A 19,917-nucleotide genomic window follows, 5' to 3' on the forward strand; every position below is an offset into this window, starting at 1 on the left:
AGCGTAGGTGCTGGAGGGCTGCGATGGGATTTAGCTGGCCGTGATCGATCCATGGCCACGCAATGCACATTGCACGCCCACCGCTTGCAGGGCCGCTCGCAAATCTGCAACGGGATAGCGTAGTGCCCTTGCCGCTTCCATAGCGCCGCACGCAGCGGTATCAAAAGTCTCCTCCTGGCTCCAATAGTTGTGATTGGCAAACGCAAACACCTGGAACGCATTGCGCTGATTCCAGCCCGATGTCTTGGACAAAATGCAATAGGCCTTGTTGTAGACGCCGCTGGAGTAGTGCGGATCCATGCCGTTCATGTCGAATTGCGAGGCGTGCTCGATGGATTTTCCATCGGTGGACTGTTCGCACATTCGACGCAGGCCACCGAGTGGACCGAGCTCTCCGTCAGGTTTGGTTACTTCACTCAGGACGATAAAATCACTCTTACCGTCCCTGCGGTATTTGGCCGCTTCGCCTGCCATGTCCGAAAACGCCTCATTAATCCCTCCTTCCTGCGCATCACTATCTTCTATCCCGGAGTTCTGCATGGAAAAGGCATGACTGATCTCATGGCTTACAACGTCCTGACTAATGACGGGATGAAACAACGTCGCTCCAGAGGCGAACCACCCCACCATTTGGGCCAGGTCCCATCCCGCCCCGTCACCCGGAGCAGTCAAATAAGTCACCTTAATCCCTCCAATTACGGGCTCGATGCCCAGAATGTCCAGATACAAGTCTTTGGTGACAAGGGTATGGAAAAACAAATCATTGATCGGCGAGTAGGCGCCATTGATAGGACTTTGAACACTAAAAGGGCAAGGGAAAATCCAGGGAGGGGAGATTGGTTTGTATTGGCCGAAGAACACCTGAATGCCGTTGTGATTGAACGAGCAGGACTGCCCTCGTTGCGTGGCCGGCAAAGTGGGGCGTTCGTTGCCGTAATGATATTCGCCAGTCAACTCATTGCCACCGGGTCCATAGGTAGGTCGTGTCTCCAGCGTCGCAGCACCTTCCCACCATTTCAGAGTTTCTCCAGTCATGGCATCTATCAGCCCGGTCGGGTTAGACGGGGGCACGGTTTTGGTATCGATGCTATAGGACACTCGATAAATCAGTCGGGCCTTGGTCTCCTGACGTGGCTGATAGACAAAAAGTTTGGTGCTCGTGAGCGTTGACGCCTCGGATGTTATGCCCTTTTTAATGCGCCACTGCTCACGCAATGCCTGCACTGCCTGATCCGGCTTCAACGTCGGTTCAACACGGGGTAAATCCTGCGTGATCCCTTGCAGATAACGGCCGCTGGCATGGATAACCCGGCCCCGGGTATCCCGCTCAAAGGCAACGCTATGACCGTATATCGGTACAGCCCGGTAGGTCTGAGTCATTCGTTCTATCGAACGATTACCTGCGAGTGCAATGGGCTCTCCCTTTCCTTCAAGATGCAGTTCACCCCGTTTGAATACGCGTTTGTCGTAAGCACCTGAAGCAATGAGCTGGTCGTCAACGACTTCAATGGAAGCGGCGTGCGCCAAGAGTGGTGACAGGAGGGTTAGCGCGCAGAAAAGTTTGGCAATCAGGTGGCAATGCATAAAGTTTCCGGCACTGTTGGTTAATGTGGGCACTCATTTTTTGAGCGTCACGCTGCCAAGCAGCTTCGGCTTTTATTAGACTTTTTACACCTGGCAGAACTGATAGGTTTTTCTTTGATGGTGAAAGAAGTGGGGTGTTTATTTTCTGTTCGCGGGGGGGAAGGCCGAGGCAGTGATGCCCCATTGCCCCAGCCAATAACTGAGGATGATCACATAGGGCGCGGCATCGAACGGCATCACAAAACGGCTGATGCCAATCACGCTGTCCGAGAACACAAACGCCACCGCGCCTGCTGCCGCCAGCAGTGCCGAGCGTTTGGGGACATCAGTACCGAGCCGGGCCAGCGCTCGCCAGAGCATGGCGCTGATGGCCAGGCCGTAAATGATCACGGGGATGAGCAACGGTCCCAATCCATGAGTAATCAAAATCCCCAGCAGCACCGCTCCAACACCCAGGGCGATGATCAGCGGCAACAGCGCCAATCGCCGGCAGTCGCTCAAATACGCTTTCAGATAGGCCAGATGCGCGACCAGAAACGCACCCAGGCCAAACACAAACAAATCCCCTGGCCACGCCAGCAACACATCGCCGATCACGGAGAAGATCAAGCCGAGGCTGATCCAGCGCCGATAGTCGCTGGGCGGCGCGTCGTGCAGCCAGCCAAGCAAGGCCAGCACCGGCAACGGTTTCACCAACAGACACAGCAGCGAGGCGTGTACGCTCAGGCCGTAGAGAAACGTCACCGCGCCCATCAGCGCCAGAATCAGCCAACCCATGGTCAGTTAACCGAAATCGCGCAGTCGAAGGATTCCACCGGCAGCACTTCCGGTGCCCAGGGCTGTTGCGAGGTCAGGCGCAAGCGTGCGGTGCCGGGTGCAAAGGCTTGAAAGCGCCAGGTCGAAACGCCGGCAGCGCCGACAACACCGGCATCTTCCGGGTTTCGATAAACCTCTGGCCCCAATGCGCGTAATACCCCCCCCGCCGAATCCTGAATGGCCCAGCGGTAGCCCGTACTCGGGTTGCTCGGCAGGGTCAGGATCAGGTTTTGTCCGCTGGTGAGCTTCACCGGGCATTCGCTTTGTTTTTCCACGGTCACGTTGTGCTTCGGTTGCGTGGCGCAGGCGGCCAGCAACGCAAGGGCGATAGGGGCAAACAGGCGGGTGGGGGACATAGGGGCTGTGGCTCCGGCGTTCACGACGAACGGTGAGCATAACCGAGATGAGACAAATTGTGACAGGTGCGGGAATTGGCGTTGTGAGCGCCGACGCCATCGCTGGCAAGCCGGCTCCCACAGTGGTCGGCGGTGTTCACAATATGTGTGTCCACTGCAAAACCCTGTGGGCGCTGGCTTGCCAGCGAAAACGGTGGTAGCGGCGCTACAAGACGGTCAGAACAACACCTTCGCCACATCCGCAAACCGCTTGGCGAAATGCACGGTTATGCCTTGCTTCAAGTAATCCGGCAGTTCTTCAAAGTTGCCGCGATTCGCCTCTGGCAAGATCAGATCGAAAATCTTCTGTCGCCGCGCCGCAATCACTTTTTCCCGTACCCCGCCAATCGGCAGTACATGCCCGGTCAAGGTCAGTTCGCCGGTCATGGCCACGCCTTTTTTCGGGGGCTGGTTGCGGGCGAGCGAGAGCAGGGCGCTGGCCATGGTCACGCCGGCGCTTGGGCCGTCTTTTGGCGTGGCGCCTTCCGGCACATGAAGGTGTACGAAGGCTTCGTCGAAAAACTTTGGATCGCCGCCGAACGACTTCAGGTTGGAGCTGACGTAGCTGTAGGCGATTTCTGCCGACTCCTTCATCACATCACCCAGTTGCCCGGTGAGTTTGAAGCCTCGGTTAAGGGTATGAATCCGCGTCGCTTCGATCGGCAAGGTCGCGCCACCCATGCTGGTCCAGGCCAGCCCGGTGATGACGCCCGTGCCCGACAGGACCTGTTCGTTGCGAAACACCGGATGGCCAAGGGAGGCTTCCAGGTCTTTCGGACCGAGTTTGATCACCGATTTCGGCTCATCGATCAATTTCATCACGGCTTTTCGCACCAGTTTGCCCAGCTGTTTTTCCAGCTGCCGCACGCCGGCTTCACGGGCGTAACCGTCGATCAAGGCCTTTAACGCGTTGTCGCTGATGCTCAGATTCCCCTTGGACACACCGGCCTTTTCCAACAGTTTGGGCCACAGGTGACGCTTGGCGATGGCGACTTTTTCTTCGGTGATGTAACCCGACAGGCGAATCACTTCCATACGGTCGAGCAACGGGCCGGGTATCGAATCCAGGGTGTTGGCGGTGCAGATAAACAGCACTTTCGACAGGTCCATGCGCAGATCGAGGTAGTGGTCGAGGAATTCGACGTTCTGCTCAGGGTCCAGGGTTTCCAGCAGTGCCGAGGCCGGGTCGCCCTGGTAGCTCTGGCCCATCTTGTCGATTTCGTCGAGCATGATCACCGGGTTCATCACTTCGACGTCTTTCAATGCTTGAACGAGTTTGCCCGGCTGAGCGCCGATGTAGGTGCGGCGGTGGCCCTTGATCTCGGCTTCGTCGCGCATACCGCCGAGGCTGAAGCGGTAGAACGGCCGGCCCAGGGATTCAGCGATGGATTTGCCGACACTGGTCTTGCCCACGCCCGGCGGGCCGACCAACAGCACGATGGAACCGCTGATCTCGCCTTTATAGGCACCGACCGCGAGGAATTCCAGGATGCGGTCCTTGATGTCGTCGAGGCCGGCGTGGTGTTTGTCCAGCACCTTGCGCGCGTGTTTGAGGTCGAGCTTGTCCTCGCCATACACGCCCCACGGCACCGAGGTCGCCCAGTCGAGGTAGTTGCGGGTGACCGCGTATTCCGGCGAGCCGGTCTCGAGGATCGACAGCTTGTTCATCTCTTCTTCGATGCGCTTTTGCGCCTGTGACGACAGTACCTTGCCGGTCAATCTTTGCTCGAATTGTTCCAGGTCGGCGCTGCGGTCGTCCTTGGTCAGCCCCAGCTCCTGCTGGATGACCTTGAGTTGTTCCTTGAGGAAAAACTCGCGCTGGTGCTCGCCGATCTTGCGGTTCACTTCGGCGGAGATTTCCTTTTGCAGGCGCGCGACTTCGACTTCCTTGCGCAGCATCGGCAGGACTTTTTCCATGCGCTTGAGCATCGGCACGCAGTCGAGCACTTCCTGCAATTCGCTACCGGTGGCCGAAGTCAGTGCGGCGGCGAAGTCGGTCAGCGGCGACGGGTCGTTGGGGCTGAAGCGGTTGAGATAATTCTTCAGCTCTTCGCTGTACAACGGGTTGAGCGGCAGCAGCTCCTTGATCGCATTGATCAGCGCCATGCCATAAGCCTTGACCTCATCGGTCGGCTCGGTGGGCTGGTGCGGGTATTCGACTTCCACCAGGTACGGCGGGCGATGGTGCTTGAGCCAGGTCTTGAGCCGGACGCGGGTCAGGCCTTGGGCGACGAATTGCAGTTTGCCGTTTTCACGGCTGGCGTGGTGCACCTTGACCAGCGTGCCATACAGCGGCAGGGCCGAGGTGTCGAAGTGGCGCGGATTGTCCTGGGGTGTGTCCATGTAGAACAGGGCCAGGGAGTGGTGCTCGGATTTGCTGACCAGATCAAGGGTTTCCGCCCAGGGTTCTTCATTGACGATGACCGGCAGCACCTGGGCCGGGAAGAATGGTCGATTGTGGATGGGGATGATGTAGACCTTGTCCGGCAGATTCTGGCCGGGCAGGGCAAGACCTTTGCCGGTGGAGTGATGCGGGGCGTTTTCCGGATCGGCATATTCGGTGGAGTCTTCGGGGAATTCTTGCTGGTCGCTCATGGGGGCACCTGCGCAATGGGTATGGGTCTTAGATGGGGCAGGTTGGCGGTGGTTTCAATGATGCTTTGGGGTTGATTGATCATTCGAAGGTGTGTTCAGCAGGGATTCAGGTTAGCTGGACTTTGAGGCGACGCCGGACAAACTGTAGGAGCGAGCCTGCTCGCGAAGACGGACTGTCAGTCAATAAAGTGTTAACTGATACAGCGCTTTCGCGAGCAGGCTCGCCCCCACAGTGTGCTTTTGGGGGGGCGTGAAAAAGGCGACGCCTGTGAGGGAGTCGCCTTTGGTTTGACTGCCGCTAAAGCTTATTCCGACAGCTTGTATGCAATCACATAGTCACCCTGTTTGGTGCCCAGCGAGCCGTGACCGCCCGCCACGACCAGCACGTATTGCTGGCCGTCCTTGCCGGTGTAGGTCATCGGTGTGGTTTGCGCGCCGGCCGGCAGGCGGCCTTCCCACAGTTGCTTGCCGTTTTTCACGTCGTAGGCACGCAGGTACTGGTCGAGGGTGCCGCTGAGGAAACCGACGCCACTGGCGGTGGTGAAGGTGCCGCCCAGGCTTGGCACGCCCATGCTCAGTGGAATCGGAACCGGCGAGCTGTCGCGCACGGTGCCGTTTTTGTGCATCCAGATCTTTTCGTTGGTGGTCAAGTCGATGGCGGCCACATAGCCCCAGGCAGGCGCCTGGCACGGCAAGCCCATTGGCGAGAGCAGTGCTTCGAGGATCACGCCGTACGGCGCACCCTTGTTCGGCTGCACGCCTTCGGTTTCGCTTTTGCGCGGGCCTTGGGCGGCGATGTCGGCGGCCGGGATCATCTTCGATTTGAACGCCATGTAGCTCGGGTTCACGAAGGCGATCTGGCGCACCGGATCGACCGAGATGCCGCCCCAGTCGAACACACCGAAGTTGCCCGGGTACACGATCGAACCCTGCAGCGACGGCGGGGTGAACGGACCGTCATAACGCATGGATTTGAAGTCGATCCGGCAGATCAACTGGTCGAACGGGGTCACGCCCCACATGTCGCGTTCCTGCAACGGTGGCGGCATCAGGTTGAGGTCGGATTTCGGCTGGGTCGGCGACGTGTGATCGCCTTCCACCGCGCCTTGCGGTACCGGCACTTCATTGATCGGTACGATGGCCTGGCCGGTGCTGCGGTCCAGTACGTAGATGCTGCCTTGCTTGGTGGAGGCCAGTACCGCCGGCTTCACGCCATCGGCGGTTTTCAGGTCCATCAGGGTTGGCTGGCCACCGACGTCCATGTCCCACAGGTCATGGTGGGTGAACTGGAAGTGCCAGCGCACTTTGCCGGTGGCGATGTCCAGGGCGGTCAGGCCGGCGGCGTGCAGTTCCGATTCAGGGGTGCGCGCACCACCGAACTGGTCCGGGGTCTGATTGCCCATCGGCAGGTAGAGCATGCCGAGCTTTTCATCGACGGCGAACATGGACCACATGTTCGGTGAGTTGCGGGTGTAGACCTTGCCTTCGGCAATCGGCGTGGTGTCGTCCGGGTTGCCGCTGTCCCAGTTCCACACCAGTTTGCCGGTGTGCACGTCGAAGGCGCGGATCACGCCGCTTGGCTCGTCGGTGGAGACGTTGTCGGTGACGTGCCCGCCAATCACCACCAGGTCTTTGGTGACCGCGGGAGGCGAGGTGGAGTAGTAGCCGCCGGCAGTGAAGCCACCGATGTTGGCGCGCAGGTCGACCTGGCCCTTGTCGCCGAAGTCTTCGCACATCTTGCCGGTGTCAGCGTTGAGGGCGATCAGGCGGGTGTCGGCGGTCGGCAGGAAAATGCGGCGCGGGCAGATGCTCGCTACCGGCGCGCTGGCGCTGCCGGTCGGGCTCTGTTCGGAGGCATACACCGCGTCATCGTGATAGGTCACGCCACGGCAAGTCATGTGCGCCCAACCCTTGAAGTTCGCCGCGTTTTGCGTGGAGAGCTTCGGGTCGAAACGCCAGATTTCCTTGCCGGTGTCCGGGTCCAGCGCAATCACCTGGCTGTGCGGTGTGCAGACATAGAGCATGCCGTTGACTTTCAGCGGGGTGTTTTCGGCAGTGGTTTCGCCCGGGTCGTTCGGCCCAGGCAGATCACCCGTGCGGTAGGTCCAGGCCGGCACCAGCTTGTGCACGTTCTGCGGGGTGATCTGGGCCAATGGCGAGTAACGGTCGCCGTGAGCACTGCGGCCGTAGGAGTTCCAGTCGCCGTCCGGCATGGCCGGCGCGGTGTTGGTCATGCCGGGGACGCTGTCGCGGTCCAGTTGTCCCTTGATTTCACCGGGGTTGGTGAATTGGCTGGCCAGTGCAGTGGCGCCGGCGATGACCACGGCCACGCTCAGCGCGCCTGTGCCCATCGGTGCTGCGCCTGCGCGCAACAGCGGACGACGGAACCATGGCAGCAACATGACGATGCCGAGGGCAAACAACATGGCCAGACGCGGCACCAGTTGCCACCAGTCGAGGCCGACTTCCCACAGTGCCCAGACGGTGCTGGCGAACAGCACCAGTGCGTACAGGCCCAGCGCTGCGCGGCGGGCGGCGATCAGCAAGAGGCCGGTCAGCGTCAGGCCAATACCGGCCAGCAGGTAATACAGCGAGCCGCCGAGCAGGCTCAGCTTGATCCCTCCGGCCAGCATGGCCAGGCCCATTAGCAGAAGCAGGACACCGAGCAGGCTCGGTAGCAGACGGCTTCGACTCAAAGCACCCTCAGTGCTCATAGTGTGGTTCTCCGTGATGTTTTGATGAGTCCCGCGCAGGTTCACTGTAGATGATGATCCTGTGTGGGCATGGTTCAGCTAAAAGGTGTTCTGTCGATGCGGTCCCTTGTGGGAGCGAGCCTGCTCGCGAAAGCGGTGTGTCATCCGACGCTGATGTTGGATGTGATGGCCTCTTCGCGAGCAGGCTCGCTCCCACAGGTTTTTGCGTGATTCTTAGAACGACGACTGGATCTTGATCCCGCCAATCAGCGCATCGTCGACCTGATCCACGCCACCGGGGTGGCGGATGTATTGCAGGTTCGGGCGCACGGTCAGCCAGTTCGTGACGTGCACGCCGTAATAGAGTTCGGCGCTGTATTCGGTGTCCTGGGGCGGCAGGAACGACGGATCGTCGTAGACGAAAACGGCGTGGGCCTGATTGGTCGCCTCGGCGTTCTTTCGATAGGCCGGGTTGACGTGGACGCGGGCCAGGGCGAAGCCGATGTCGTCATTGGCGCGTGCATCGAACAGACCTTTGTAGACGACACCGGCCTGGACGTAGTTGTCGATGGCGTTGGTCTTCTTGTCGTGCATCGTGCCGTTGGCGAACACGCTCAAACCCCGGCTGTGATCGCTGGCGACGCTGGTGATTTGCTGCTGGATGCCGAGCCACACACCGTGCTTGCTCGACGCGCTGCGGTAAGCCTCGCCACTCAGGGCGGCGGGCTGGCCATGGCTGTCCTTGTAGACGTCGGTGGCATCGGCGTTGCTGTAGTAGTAACCGGCGCGGTATTCGCCCGGCAGGCCGTTGAGTTTCGGCGTCCACACCAGTTCGACCGGCAGGATCGCGCCCTGGGTGCCGCTGCCGCTGAGCTTGAAACCGTTGTCGCGATCCAGATTCGACGGGTTTTGCTCATAGGCACCGACCTGTGCGTACAGTTCAGGCGTCAGGTGATATTTGACCCGCAGCGCCCACTGGCTGACCGGCCAGTTGTACCAGATGTCACCGACCCAGTTGCCCACCTGGGAGCCGCAGAACGCCAGGTTCTGGAAGTCGCAGGGGAAGCTGTTGAAGTCTTCGCCCTCGCCGAAACGGCCGGCCTTGATGTCCAGCTTCTGGTCGAAAAACTTCTGCTGATACCACATCTGCGTCAAGCGCCAGGTCTGGCCGCGCCCCCAGACTTCCTGGGCCGAGGTGAAACCGCCCACGCGCGGATCGTTGATGCGATCGTTGCTGATGTTGTTGCCGCTGCGCTCGGTAATGGTCAGTTGAAACTCCGCGTCGTGCCAGCCCAGGATCTTCTGCAAATCCAGATGCGTGCCGAAGCCGAACTGATCGCTGTAGCGGGCGGTACGGTCGTGGTCGTAACCGCCGTGCAGATTACTGCCCATTTCGCCGGTGTAATCGATTTTGAAGTCGTAGCCTTTTTCCGCCAGTTCGCTGCGCGTGCCGTTCCAGTCGCCGAGCATCCAGGGTGAGTTGTTATCGAAGGCCGGGGTGGCCTGGACGCAGGTGGCGAGACTCAACGCGGTGAGACCGCCGATGAGGCTCAGGGATTTTTGATGAAAGACAGGCGTAAAGACAGCGCTGTCTTTCGAGATTTGTAAATCGGGCATTCTTGATCTTTTTTTGGGGAATGAACGGAAACAGCTGAACTGAAGGCGTTTGCGGAAGCGTTTCAGCTAAAGCGTGCGCAAGGATAATGTTCTGTTACAAATAGAGAAAGGCCTTTTCATGACATGCATCGTTTCGGATTTGGTAACAGTGAGGCGGATGATTGCTGCTTCGCGAGCAGGATCGATGCCACAGAGTTGTCGCGGTTCACCTACATTGAACAGACCGCTTCCCCCCAACGAAACCCTCGGCTAAGGTGCGCGGCTTCCCATTCCTACATCGCTGAAGGCCCGGCATGACCGAACAGACCCACGACCCGCTGCACGGCGTCACCCTGGAGCAAATCCTCAACGCCCTGGTTGAACACTACGAATGGTCGGGGCTGGCCGAGCGCATCGACATCCGCTGCTTCAAGAGTGACCCGAGCATCAAGTCAAGCCTGACGTTCCTGCGCAAAACCCCATGGGCGCGGGAGAAGGTCGAGCGCTTGTACGTGAGGTTGATGCGCACCAAGCGCCCGCTCTGAATATGGTCAAACAATCAGTCACGCGGCGTCGATTTGTTGCCGTGGCCGCCATCCTTGGCTGGGCCGGATTGAGTATTCAGCTGTACCTGATTTTCTATTCACGCTGGACCTTGGCCGCCAGCCTGTTGGGCGGACTGGTGAGCTTCTTCAGCTATTTCACCGTCCTGACCAATACCTTGGTGGCGACCGTTCTGACCTGTGAACTGACGTCCCGCGAATCGGCCGCACGGCGCTGGTTTTTACAGCCGTGGGTCAGCAGTGGCATTGCCGTGAGCATCGTCGTGGTCGGCCTGGCCTACAGTCTGTTGCTGCGCCATTTGTGGCATCCCGAAGGCTGGCAATGGCTCGCCGATGAGTTGCTGCATGACGTCATGCCGCTGTTGTTTCTGATCTATTGGTGCTGCTGGGTGCCGAAGGGGACGTTGCGCTTGCGCCACATTGCGCTGTGGATGATTTATCCGTTGGCGTATTTCGCTTATGCGTTGATGCGCGGGCATTTGCTGGCGGCTTATCCGTATCCGTTCATTGATGTGGATAAGCTGGGTTATCCACAGGTGTTTATCAATGCGGGTGGGTTGCTGGTGGGGTTTGTGGTGATTGCGTTGGTGGTGATCGGAATAGATCGCTGGCGTGGTGGCAAAGGCATGGATTTGTAGCGGTTGTCACATCGCCTTCGCGACCAAGCCCGCTCCCACAGCGGAACGGTGTACACCGGCCCCCTGTGGAAGCGAGCCTGCTCGCGAAAGGGCCAGTGAGCAAGTCACTCCTGGTCGCTGTCCCCCAGCCGCCAGTAGCCCACCGCTTTGACGAATTGATCGTCAAGGCCATGCTCATCGAGCAACACCCGACGAATCTGCCGCGACACTTTGCTCTCGGTCGCGACCCAGGCATACAGACTGCCGGTCGGGACCTTGACCTGGCGCACGGTGGTCAGCAAATGATCCTTGCCGCCTTCGCGCAGTACCCAGATCACATCGACCTCAGCAGCACTCTGCAGCACTTGCTGTTCCTTGCCGTTTTCCACTTCGATGATCACCAACGCACGCCGATTGGCTGCCAGGCCTTCCAGACGCCGGGCGATGGCGGGCAGGGCGGTTTCGTCGCCGATCAGCAGGTAGCTGTCGAAAATGTCCGGCACGATCATCGAACCCCGTGGCCCGCCGATGTGCAGGAACTGGCCGGGTCTGGCCTGTTCGGCCCAGGTCGAGGCCGGGCCGTCGCCATGGAGCACGAAGTCGATGTCCAGCTCCAGTTTTTCCAGGTCGTAGCGACGCGGGGTGTAGTCGCGCATGGGAGGCATTGTCCCGTCATTCTTGCTGGCGCCCAGCACCAGGTTCTCCAGCGCGGCAGCCTGTTCGGTGTTCTGCGGGAACAGCAGCTTGACGTGATCATCCGTGCCCAGACTGACGAAGCCCGCAAGCTCCGGCCCACCCAGGGTGATTCGACGCATGCGCGGGGTCAGATCGACTACACGCAGGACTTGCAGGCGACGACGTTTGATTTCATGCATCACACGGTGAATGGTTTGGGTCGGGTCGATGATCTCGGTCATTCGGCGCTCTCCTGAACAGGCGTCACGGCGGGACCGTCGACGATGGCTTTGGCGGTGTTGTTGAGCAGATCGCGTACCCGCAGGATTTCTTCCGGGCTCCAGCGACCGTGGTGCATTTGCAAGGCATGGCGCAGGTTATGCACCGCTTCATGAATCTCCGGCGGGCGGTCATGGCCGCGCAATGAGCGCTTGCTGACTTCGATGCGCATGCGCACGCCATCCAGCGCGATCGCCTGCTCGATCAACGAATGCCGTCCGGCGTCGGTCACGCTGTAGCGTTTTTTCCCGCCCTCTGTATCGCCCAGGATCATTTCGCTTTCTTCCAGAAACGTCAGGGTCGGATAGATCACGCCGGGGCTGGGGCTGTACGCGCCATCGAACATGCCTTCGATCTGGCGGATCAGGTCGTAGCCATGGCAGGGCTGCTCGGCGATCAGCGCCAGCAGCAGTAATTTCAGATCGCCGGAAGCAAATACTCGCGGGCCTCGACCGCCGCGTTCACGGCCGTGGCGTTTCTCGAAGCCGTCACGGCTGTCGCCGTGCTCACGGTGGGGGGAATGATGGTCTCTCATTGGCTGCGTTCTCTCGTCGTATTTAGATACAACGTAAGATATATCTTTAGTGCAAGGCAAGGCTTTTGTTGAGAATGAATTACATCTGGCGACGAATGGCGCTCGGCATGGCGACGAAAATCCTGATTCCAGCAATGCATTCCATTTTTTATTTTTCGACTCGATCGCAAACCTGAAAGCTAAAGCCATCACTCTATTTGATTGGAGCTAATATTCTAAAAAAAGCTCATGTTCCCGTATTCAGTCGTCGAGATTGCTGTATGGTTTTTAACTGAAAACTGTATGTAAGGTAGAACTTACAGCTACTGTTTTGTTTTTCTGTTATTCATTCTTTTTTCTTTCCGCTTGCGAAGTAGTTTAACTACGCGATCGTCGGAAGTTGCCTGCTTACTTTCCGGATCGAACAGTCGATCATGACCCGGCGTTGAAAGTTCAAACCAACACAACCCCTGGGTAGGCGTTGTTTGAACTTCCAATGAACCGATCCTTTAAAGAAAACAGGTACTGAACGATGTTCAAGAAAATTGCAATCGCTGCCCCACTGGCTGTTCTGGCTTTGAGCTCCTCCGTGGCATTTGCCGCCGGTGAAGCCCGTCACTCCATCAGCCTGGTCGCCCATGTACCGACCAATGGTTTCTATGTGGTGCCGACTGACGCCGACCTGGTCAACAAGGATCAGGACATGAGCTTCAGCCCGATCACCGGCACCATGAAACCGGTTGAAGGCTTCTTCGATGTGCGCAACACCAACGGTTCGGTTCACGGCTACCTGGAAGGCGTGCCGAAACTGGTCGGCGGTGCGAGCATCATCGATCTTAAAGTCGAGTTCAATAACAAGGTACTGACCCAGACCCCGCAAATGGTCGTGGGTGAAGCCGAGTCCGATGTGAACTACCGTGCACCGCTGCGCATCACCGCCGCCGGCACCAACTTCACCCCGGGCGATTACACCGGCGCAGTCACCATGATGTTCGACGCAGTTCCTCCTGTCGGCGCCGCGCTCTAACCCGTGAAGTAACAAAAGCCGGCTGACTGACGCAGACGTCTGTCAGCCGGACTTTTTCCGTTCGCAATCAGAGTCCGTGTTCATGTTCCCGATGACCCCCATCGCGGCTGCGCTTGCGTTGCTGTTTTGTGCTGGCGCAGTAGCGGCTCCCGAACCTGCGGGTACGACGCCGCGCAGTTTGCTCGCGCAGGCCAAAGGCCTGCCAAAAGACTTTGAAGAGCACTTTTTTGATGTCCCTCTGGCTGTTCGGGTCGAACTCGACCAGCAGCCGTTGGGCGAAGCGATGATCGTGCTGTCCCGCGATGACCGCATCACCCTGCTCGAATTCACCGACACCAGTGAAAACCGTTTCGGCGCCGCCGAGCGGGAAAAATGGGCCAGCTATCTCAAGCCCGGCGTAGCGCTGGGACCGTGTGCCAGCCAATGCCCCGAACAAATGCTGGCCGTGCACTACAACCTGGAAAACTCCCTGGTCTCCATCCTTACCGAAAATGCCGAACGTGACACCGAGGCCAAGCGTTACTACGACCAGCCGGAACATGGCAGCACCGGCCTGATCGTGCGTAACCAGCTGAACCTCAACGGCGGTCAGGAGCAGGATCTGGGTGGACGGTTCGGCCTGGAAGCCAACGGCAGTCTGGGCAATTGGAGCCAGACGTTCAACATGCAACTGGCGCGTCTCGGCGGCCCGGACGACAAGCTGTATCACGCGGTGTACGAACTGCATACCCAGCGCGAGCTGCAAGGCAGTTTTCTGCGGCTGGGCTATTTCACCCCCACGTCAGAAGGCCTGACCCGGCAGCCCCGCTCATTCGGCACCAGCCCCGACACCACCGTTGGTGTGATGTACGGCAGTTCCGACAGCCTGGCGATCGACCTGCAGAATCCCAGTGTCTATCCGATTTATGTCACCGCCAACCGCCAGGCCTCGGTGGAAATTTATCGAGACGGTCTGCTGATCAACACCCAGTCGGTGCCCGCCGGCTTGCAGACCCTCGATACCCGGCCCTTGCCCGGTGGCATTTATGAAGTGGAAGTGCGCCTGATCGAGGACGGTCAGGTCACCTCGACCACCCAGGAACTGGTCTACAAACCTAGTAACTGGCGCAACCCCGACGAGCGCTGGCGCTACAACCTGTTCGCCGGCCAGGAAACCAAACTGCTGAGTAACTGGGACAAACAGGCCAGCGGCGATGCCACGGCGGGGGCTTCGCTCAACTACTTGCTGCATCCCCGGGTGATCCTCGGGCTTTCGGCACGCCAGGTTCGGGAGAAGCTGCAATACGGCACCTCCATCGACTGGACCCTGGCCAACAGCACCAGTATGTACGCCAATTTCTACCAGACCGAAGACCACGGCACCGGGCTCGATCTGCAAGGCCTCTATAACTATGGCGCCGGCAGTCTGGTGATCAGCCACAACCGCAGCTGGCTGGACACCACCAACACCTACGACACCCTGCCGGACGGCACGCGCATTCGTCAGCGCAACGTGTTCACCGGGCAGACCAGCAATTCCTCGCTGGCGCTGAACCACCGCATCAGCCGTAACAGTTCGATCAACGCCCGGGTTGCCCACAGTGAAGGTAACGTCGAAGGCGTTGGCGTCGACCTGGGCTGGACCCAACGCACCACGATACTGGGCAGTGACGCCAATTGGCGGTTGTCGGTGTTCGACCGGCCCGGTAGTTACAGCAGTGGCGATGCGCGCAACCGTGGCGTGGACCTGAGCCTCAACGTGGCGCTTGGCGGCCCCGGCCAGCAGATTTCCGGCAGCATCGGCACACGGACCGCCCGGGACGGCAGCCGCGACAACAACGCCTCGCTGGGTTACCGCAAAACCCTTGAGGATCATGTTCTGCAAAGCGTGGCGGCGACCATGATCACCGACACCTACGGGATCGGCTTGAACGGTCAGGCGTATTTCGGCACCGATAGCGTCAATGGCGATGGTTTCGTTCAGCGTTCTTCCTACAACGGCAATTACACCGGCGGCCTGAACCTCGACAGCACCGTGGCCATCGGCGGGCAGCAGATCGTGATGACCAGCCAGCATCAGGGGCGAGGGGCGGGAATGATCGTGGATGTCGAGTCCGACATCGATGGCATCGCCCTGCGCGCCGACGACTTGAGCGGCGGCAGCGCGGCCTTGCGACCGGGGCGAAATTTCATCCCCCTGACCGCCTACAAAAACAGTTCGGTCAGCTTCGACTTCGAAGGCAATGACGTGCCGGCGGCGGCCATCGAACCGGCGCGCACCCGCTATCACATGAACAAGGGCGGCGTGGAGTACCGCAAGGTGCGGGTGATGAAAACCCTGACTGTGCTCGGCCGCCTGCTCGACCCGCAAGGGCGTCCGCTCAAGGGGCACCACGTCATCAATCACGCCAGTCGCGGGGTGAGCGAAGTGGACGGATTCTTCTCCATGGAAATGAACGCCGGTTCACCGACGCTGGAGGTACGCTACGCCGATCAGTTGCTGTGCCAGTTCCGCCTCGATCCGCAGCAGGGACGGGTGGAGAACAACGTGCTGATGATCGGGGATCTGCGTTGCAGCCCGGACACCCTGGCCGACGCGACCATCACTCAGGAGAAGGCAGGTTGATGGAGCATTTATCTTCAACGATCGAACGTACTGTCTCGACCGGGCGGCTACGAAGGCTTGGCCAATGGCTTGCGTTACTGCTGGTGATTACGGTGGTGCCTGCGCATGCGGTCACTCAGGAAATCACGGCGATGTTCAGGCCTGACCCGGCCAATCCGAACAGCAATAAATTCATCAACACCACCCCGATCAGTGGTTATTGCGCGGACTATCCCGGTGAATGCCAGGCCAATGGAGTGTTCAGCATCAGGCTGCCCATCAACTTTAATTCAGCCTATTCGATCCAGCCCGGTGCTTCCGAGCGTAATGGCGCGATGTTCAGGGTGCCGGCAGGCTGGACGCCGATCACTGTCACCAATGCTGATACCGGGCAAGCGGAAAGGCTTGAGATTCGGATTTCCGGTATCGGCACCGAGTATTTGCTCAGCGATACCGCGAAAAACCTGACGGGAGCGGCCAGTAACCAGGAGGGCCACCATCGATTGTGGGGAGGGCTGAGTTGGGTTTATGCGCCGCCTCCTTGTGAATACAGTGGGGTAGGGGCTTTTGGCGAAAGCTCTTACCGCTTTTTCTGGAAAACCCCGGTTCATGGAGTGTGCAGTAAAAAAGCGTCGTTTTTGATTCCGGGCTTTTCCTACCGCACGCTGGACTTTGCCTATGAAATGCGAACACCCAATCCTTTGGGCATGTCCACCGGGCGGTATATCGGCGCACTGCAATTTAACATTGGTCCGGGCGGCGCTTTCGACATGGGTGATGCCATGGTCCCGGATGACTCGATTCTGATCCTGGATTTTGCTCTGGATGTGCAACACATGCTCAAGGTCGAGCTTCCTCCGGGTGGCAACCAGATTGCCTTGCAGCCCGAAGGCGGCTGGCAGCGTTGGCTGAACTCGGGGCGTGCGCCAGAACGACTGTTTCGCGATCAACCGTTTCTAATGACAGCCAGTTCCAGGTTCAAGATGTATCTGGAGTGCGGCCTTGGAACGGCCCAGTGCATTTTAATGAATGATGCAACCACTGACGGCACTCCCTTCAAGGTGAGCGTGAGCTTGCCGAACGGATTGACCGACTCCAATGGAAGGCCTGTAAAGCAGCAGGAACTTTTACCCACGCCGTCGGGTGCCGTCATTTTTCAACCTGGAAGTTACGTCGAACGCAAGCCGGGAGTACTTCATTTTGAAATCAATAAAGCCAATACAGATCGAATATTGAAGGCCCATAAGGGGTTCAGGTATTCCGGTACTGTCTTAGTTATTTGGGATTCGGAAATTTGATCGTATCCCCTGATGAGTCATTGTATTTAAGTTGAGGTTTTTTCAGATGAAGCGACTCGTTCTGCTCTTGGCCGCCTGTTTGCCTTTTCAAAGTGCGCAAGCCGGCCCGAATATCAATATTGGCGTGGTGTATGACTATCTGGCCGGCGATAAAAGTACCTACTTGAAACGGGTGTACAACAGCGGTGACAGCACGGCGTTCGTCAAGATCAACGTGCTGGAAATCATCTATAACGCCGACGGCACGTCTTCCGAAGTGCCGGTCAAGGTACAAGCCGATGCCAGTGCCCGGGACGGTCTGATGGCCAGTCCGGCCCGTCTGATCATTCCGGCCCAGGGCATGCAGGGCACCCGGTTGTTGTTCATGGGTGAGCGGGACAAGGAACGTTATTTCCGGGTGCGTTTCGTGCCGGTGGTGCCGGAAAAGGAAGACGAGTTCGCGGTGTCCAGCGAAGAGCGCGAAGACTACAAAAAGACCCTGACCGCGGGCGTCAACGTGATGGCCGGTTTCGGCACGATTTTTTTCGTGCGGCCCAAGGATGCGCGTTTCGACAGTGTGATCGACGACAGTGCAGGCATCTACAGAGTGCGCAACAACGGCAACACGGTGGTGGTGATCGATGAGTTCAAAAATTGTTCAAAAGCCGTGGAGAACGACTGCGAGCCGACAACTAAACATCACGTCATGGCGGGCAAGTCGTTTGAATTCGAGAAGAAGACCGGGCGTGAGTACCGATTCATTCTGGTGGAGGGCGACACGAAAAAGAACCTGCGTGTTGCCGGTTGAAAGTGAACCTGCGCACGTCTCCTTCGCTGTTTTCTCTTGCATGTAACGGGTATCGGACAATGATCAGACAATGGATCGCTCTGACATCGGCCAGTGGGCTGGCGTTGATGAGCGCCTGGGCATTCGCCGCACGGGAAGAAATCGAGTTCTTCGTTTCTGTGAATATTCCCACTTTGAATTTCTATGTCATACCCAGTGAACCCAACTGGATTCACCGGGAGCAAGTGCTGCCCTGGGATGTGAACACTAGAAAGCTTGGCGGTTTACGCAGGACTTTCGACGTCAAACATGACAGCAGTGCCATTGAGGCGCGCCTGGAAAGTTACCCCCATCTGGCCAATGGGCGAGACTCCCGGGAGAACATCAATTTACTGGTCAGCTTCAATGGCAAGGAACTCAGCCATCACCCCGTTCCTCAGCAAGTTGTGACTGCAGAAGAGGCAAGGGGTGGCGCTCGGGTGATGCTGGAAATCAAACCCAGAGACGACAGCACATACTATCCGGGGGATTACTACGGCACCGTCAATATCATCTTCAATGTCGCGGCCCCAGGGGCGTGAGAGGAAATCCAAGGCGCAAGAAAAAAGGTCTTTAGTGCAAGGATGTGAGAATGATTCCAAGGGGTCGGAAATTGAATAAGATCAGTAAAAGATGCGTCGTTGCTTATGTGCTCGGTGGGATATTTTCGTTGTCAGCGCAGGCGATAACCCAGGAGATCCGCGCCAGTTTCGTTCCGGATCCTGCCAATCCGCAAAACAATCAGTTCGTCAACCAAACCCCGCAGAGCGGTCATTGCGCCACTTACGTGGCTGATTGCAAGCCCCACAATCTGTCCGGCCTGAGGCTTCCCCTGCGCTTTTCGGCAAGCCATTCCATCGAGCCCGGCGCGCCCGAGCGTGCCGGGGCGACGCTCAAGGCGCCGGCCCAGTGGCGTAGCCTGGCCGTGTTGAACGTCGTAACGGGCGAAGCACATACGGTGGAGTTAAGGATTGGAGCCATCGGATCTCAATATGTTCTGAGCGACACGGCAGTGAATCTGACGGGAGCTTCGAATGATCAGGAAGGGCACACTCAACTTTGGGGCGGCCTTTCGTGGGGGCGCGCGCCCAGCCCCTGTCAGGAAGGCTCGCATTCGAGCCTTACTCCAGACAGTTATAAGTTTTTCTGGAGAACACCAGTCGAATCAGCCTGCAGCAAACAGGCCGCGTTCCTGATTCCGTGGATGTCCTATGACTATCTGGACGTGGGCTACGAACTGCGTACCCCCAATCCATTGACCATGTCGGCGGGAATTTACACTGGCGAGTTGAGGTACGCCGTCGGGCCGGGCGGCGATTTCGACATGGGCGACAACCTGCTGCCGGACAATCCCAGCCTGACATTCAGGTTCGTGCTGGATGTTCAGCACATGCTCAAGGTCGACCTTCCGCCCGGGGGGCAAAGAATCGAATTGGTCCCGCAAGGGGGTTGGCAAGCCTGGCTGCAGGAAGGACGCCGGCCAGCCCGATTGTTCCGGGACCAGACCTTCAACATTTCAACGTCTTCAAAATTCAAGATGTTCTTTCAGTGCCAGTATGGGGGAGTCGGCGCCTGTGCGTTGCGTGATGCCGACAGTGGTTCGACGTTTCCCCAAGTCTACATGAGCGTCAGCCTGCCCCACGGCATCACCGATAACGCCGGCCAACCGGTCAAGCGCCGACCCTTGACGGACAGCACCCAGGGCACGGTATTTCAACCGGGGCATTTCCTGGACCGAGAGCCCGGGACTCTCCATTTCGAAGTTCCGGCGTTCTACCTTGAACAGATGCTCCAGCCCGGCCAGGCGAAGCGCTATGCCGGCAACGTCACCGTGATCTGGGACTCCGAAGTCTGAATGCTAATGGAAACCGCCCGG

The 19,917-nt window shown here is 58.6% G+C and carries 16 protein-coding genes; 8 read left to right on the forward strand and 8 right to left on the reverse strand.

Going from position 1 to position 19,917, the window contains the following annotated elements:
* Positions 1-30 precede the first annotated feature (30 nt).
* From AC07ZE_RS05855 to AC07ZE_RS05880, 6 genes are all read right to left on the reverse strand, one after another.
* Positions 31-1,584 carry a M4 family metallopeptidase gene (locus AC07ZE_RS05855; RefSeq protein WP_207262282.1) on the reverse strand — a complete coding sequence of 518 codons (1,554 nt, stop codon included), beginning with the start codon at positions 1,582-1,584 and terminating at the stop codon, positions 31-33.
* Positions 1,585-1,722: 138 nt separating this feature from the next.
* On the reverse strand, positions 1,723-2,361 hold the full coding sequence (locus AC07ZE_RS05860) for a lysoplasmalogenase (protein WP_207262285.1): 639 nt from the start codon (positions 2,359-2,361) through the stop codon (positions 1,723-1,725).
* Positions 2,362-2,363: 2 nt separating this feature from the next.
* Complete coding sequence (locus AC07ZE_RS05865) at positions 2,364-2,756, reverse strand: protease inhibitor I42 family protein (RefSeq protein ID WP_207262293.1); 393 nt, start codon at positions 2,754-2,756, stop codon at positions 2,364-2,366.
* Between the two features lie 216 nt (positions 2,757-2,972).
* Positions 2,973-5,390: an endopeptidase La gene (lon, locus tag AC07ZE_RS05870; protein ID WP_207262295.1), complete on the reverse strand. Its 2,418-nt coding sequence runs from the start codon at positions 5,388-5,390 to the stop codon at positions 2,973-2,975.
* Positions 5,391-5,695: 305 nt separating this feature from the next.
* Positions 5,696-8,104 (reverse strand): glucose/quinate/shikimate family membrane-bound PQQ-dependent dehydrogenase, encoded by a 2,409-nt coding sequence (locus tag AC07ZE_RS05875; RefSeq protein ID WP_207262297.1) that lies wholly within the window; start codon positions 8,102-8,104, stop codon positions 5,696-5,698.
* Positions 8,105-8,317: 213 nt separating this feature from the next.
* On the reverse strand, positions 8,318-9,700 hold the full coding sequence (locus tag AC07ZE_RS05880) for a carbohydrate porin (RefSeq protein WP_207262299.1): 1,383 nt from the start codon (positions 9,698-9,700) through the stop codon (positions 8,318-8,320).
* Between the two features lie 293 nt (positions 9,701-9,993).
* Here AC07ZE_RS05880 and AC07ZE_RS05885 point away from each other — a divergent pair, with 293 nt between their 5' ends.
* The gene (locus AC07ZE_RS05885) at positions 9,994-10,224 is read left to right on the forward strand and encodes a VF530 family protein (protein WP_207262301.1); all 231 of its coding nucleotides are present in this window, start codon (positions 9,994-9,996) and stop codon (positions 10,222-10,224) included.
* Positions 10,225-10,226: 2 nt separating this feature from the next.
* Positions 10,227-10,880: a Pr6Pr family membrane protein gene (locus AC07ZE_RS05890; protein ID WP_207262303.1), complete on the forward strand. Its 654-nt coding sequence runs from the start codon at positions 10,227-10,229 to the stop codon at positions 10,878-10,880.
* A gap of 104 nt (positions 10,881-10,984) precedes the next feature.
* Here AC07ZE_RS05890 and AC07ZE_RS05895 read toward each other — a convergent pair whose 3' ends face one another.
* Positions 10,985-11,776 (reverse strand): siderophore-interacting protein, encoded by a 792-nt coding sequence (locus AC07ZE_RS05895; RefSeq protein ID WP_207262305.1) that lies wholly within the window; start codon positions 11,774-11,776, stop codon positions 10,985-10,987.
* Positions 11,773-12,348, reverse strand: coding sequence for a PadR family transcriptional regulator (locus tag AC07ZE_RS05900; RefSeq protein WP_207262307.1), 576 nt, complete (start codon positions 12,346-12,348; stop codon positions 11,773-11,775). Before AC07ZE_RS05900 ends, AC07ZE_RS05895 begins: the two co-directional genes overlap by 4 nt.
* Before the next feature lie 511 nt (positions 12,349-12,859).
* On the opposite strand from AC07ZE_RS05900, the gene AC07ZE_RS05905 reads away from it, so the two are divergent.
* The 6 genes from AC07ZE_RS05905 to AC07ZE_RS05930 all read left to right on the forward strand — a co-directional run bounded on the left by AC07ZE_RS05905 (position 12,860) and on the right by AC07ZE_RS05930 (position 19,896).
* Entirely contained in the window at positions 12,860-13,354 is a 495-nt protein-coding gene (locus tag AC07ZE_RS05905; protein ID WP_207262309.1) for a CS1 type fimbrial major subunit, read from the forward strand.
* Positions 13,355-13,436: 82 nt separating this feature from the next.
* Complete coding sequence (locus tag AC07ZE_RS05910) at positions 13,437-15,959, forward strand: TcfC E-set like domain-containing protein (RefSeq protein WP_207262311.1); 2,523 nt, start codon at positions 13,437-13,439, stop codon at positions 15,957-15,959.
* On the forward strand, positions 15,959-17,236 hold the full coding sequence (locus AC07ZE_RS05915; RefSeq protein WP_207262313.1) for a hypothetical protein: 1,278 nt from the start codon (positions 15,959-15,961) through the stop codon (positions 17,234-17,236). Before AC07ZE_RS05910 ends, AC07ZE_RS05915 begins: the two co-directional genes overlap by 1 nt.
* Before the next feature lie 46 nt (positions 17,237-17,282).
* The gene (locus tag AC07ZE_RS05920; protein ID WP_207262315.1) at positions 17,283-18,023 is read left to right on the forward strand and encodes a molecular chaperone; all 741 of its coding nucleotides are present in this window, start codon (positions 17,283-17,285) and stop codon (positions 18,021-18,023) included.
* A gap of 59 nt (positions 18,024-18,082) precedes the next feature.
* A complete protein-coding gene (locus tag AC07ZE_RS05925; RefSeq protein ID WP_207262316.1) occupies positions 18,083-18,583 on the forward strand; it encodes a CS1 type fimbrial major subunit in 501 nt (166 codons plus the stop codon).
* Positions 18,584-18,633: 50 nt separating this feature from the next.
* Positions 18,634-19,896 (forward strand): hypothetical protein, encoded by a 1,263-nt coding sequence (locus AC07ZE_RS05930; RefSeq protein WP_207262318.1) that lies wholly within the window; start codon positions 18,634-18,636, stop codon positions 19,894-19,896.
* Positions 19,897-19,917: the final 21 nt, after the last annotated feature.

This window comes from Pseudomonas sp. GW101-3H06, from assembly GCF_059424605.1.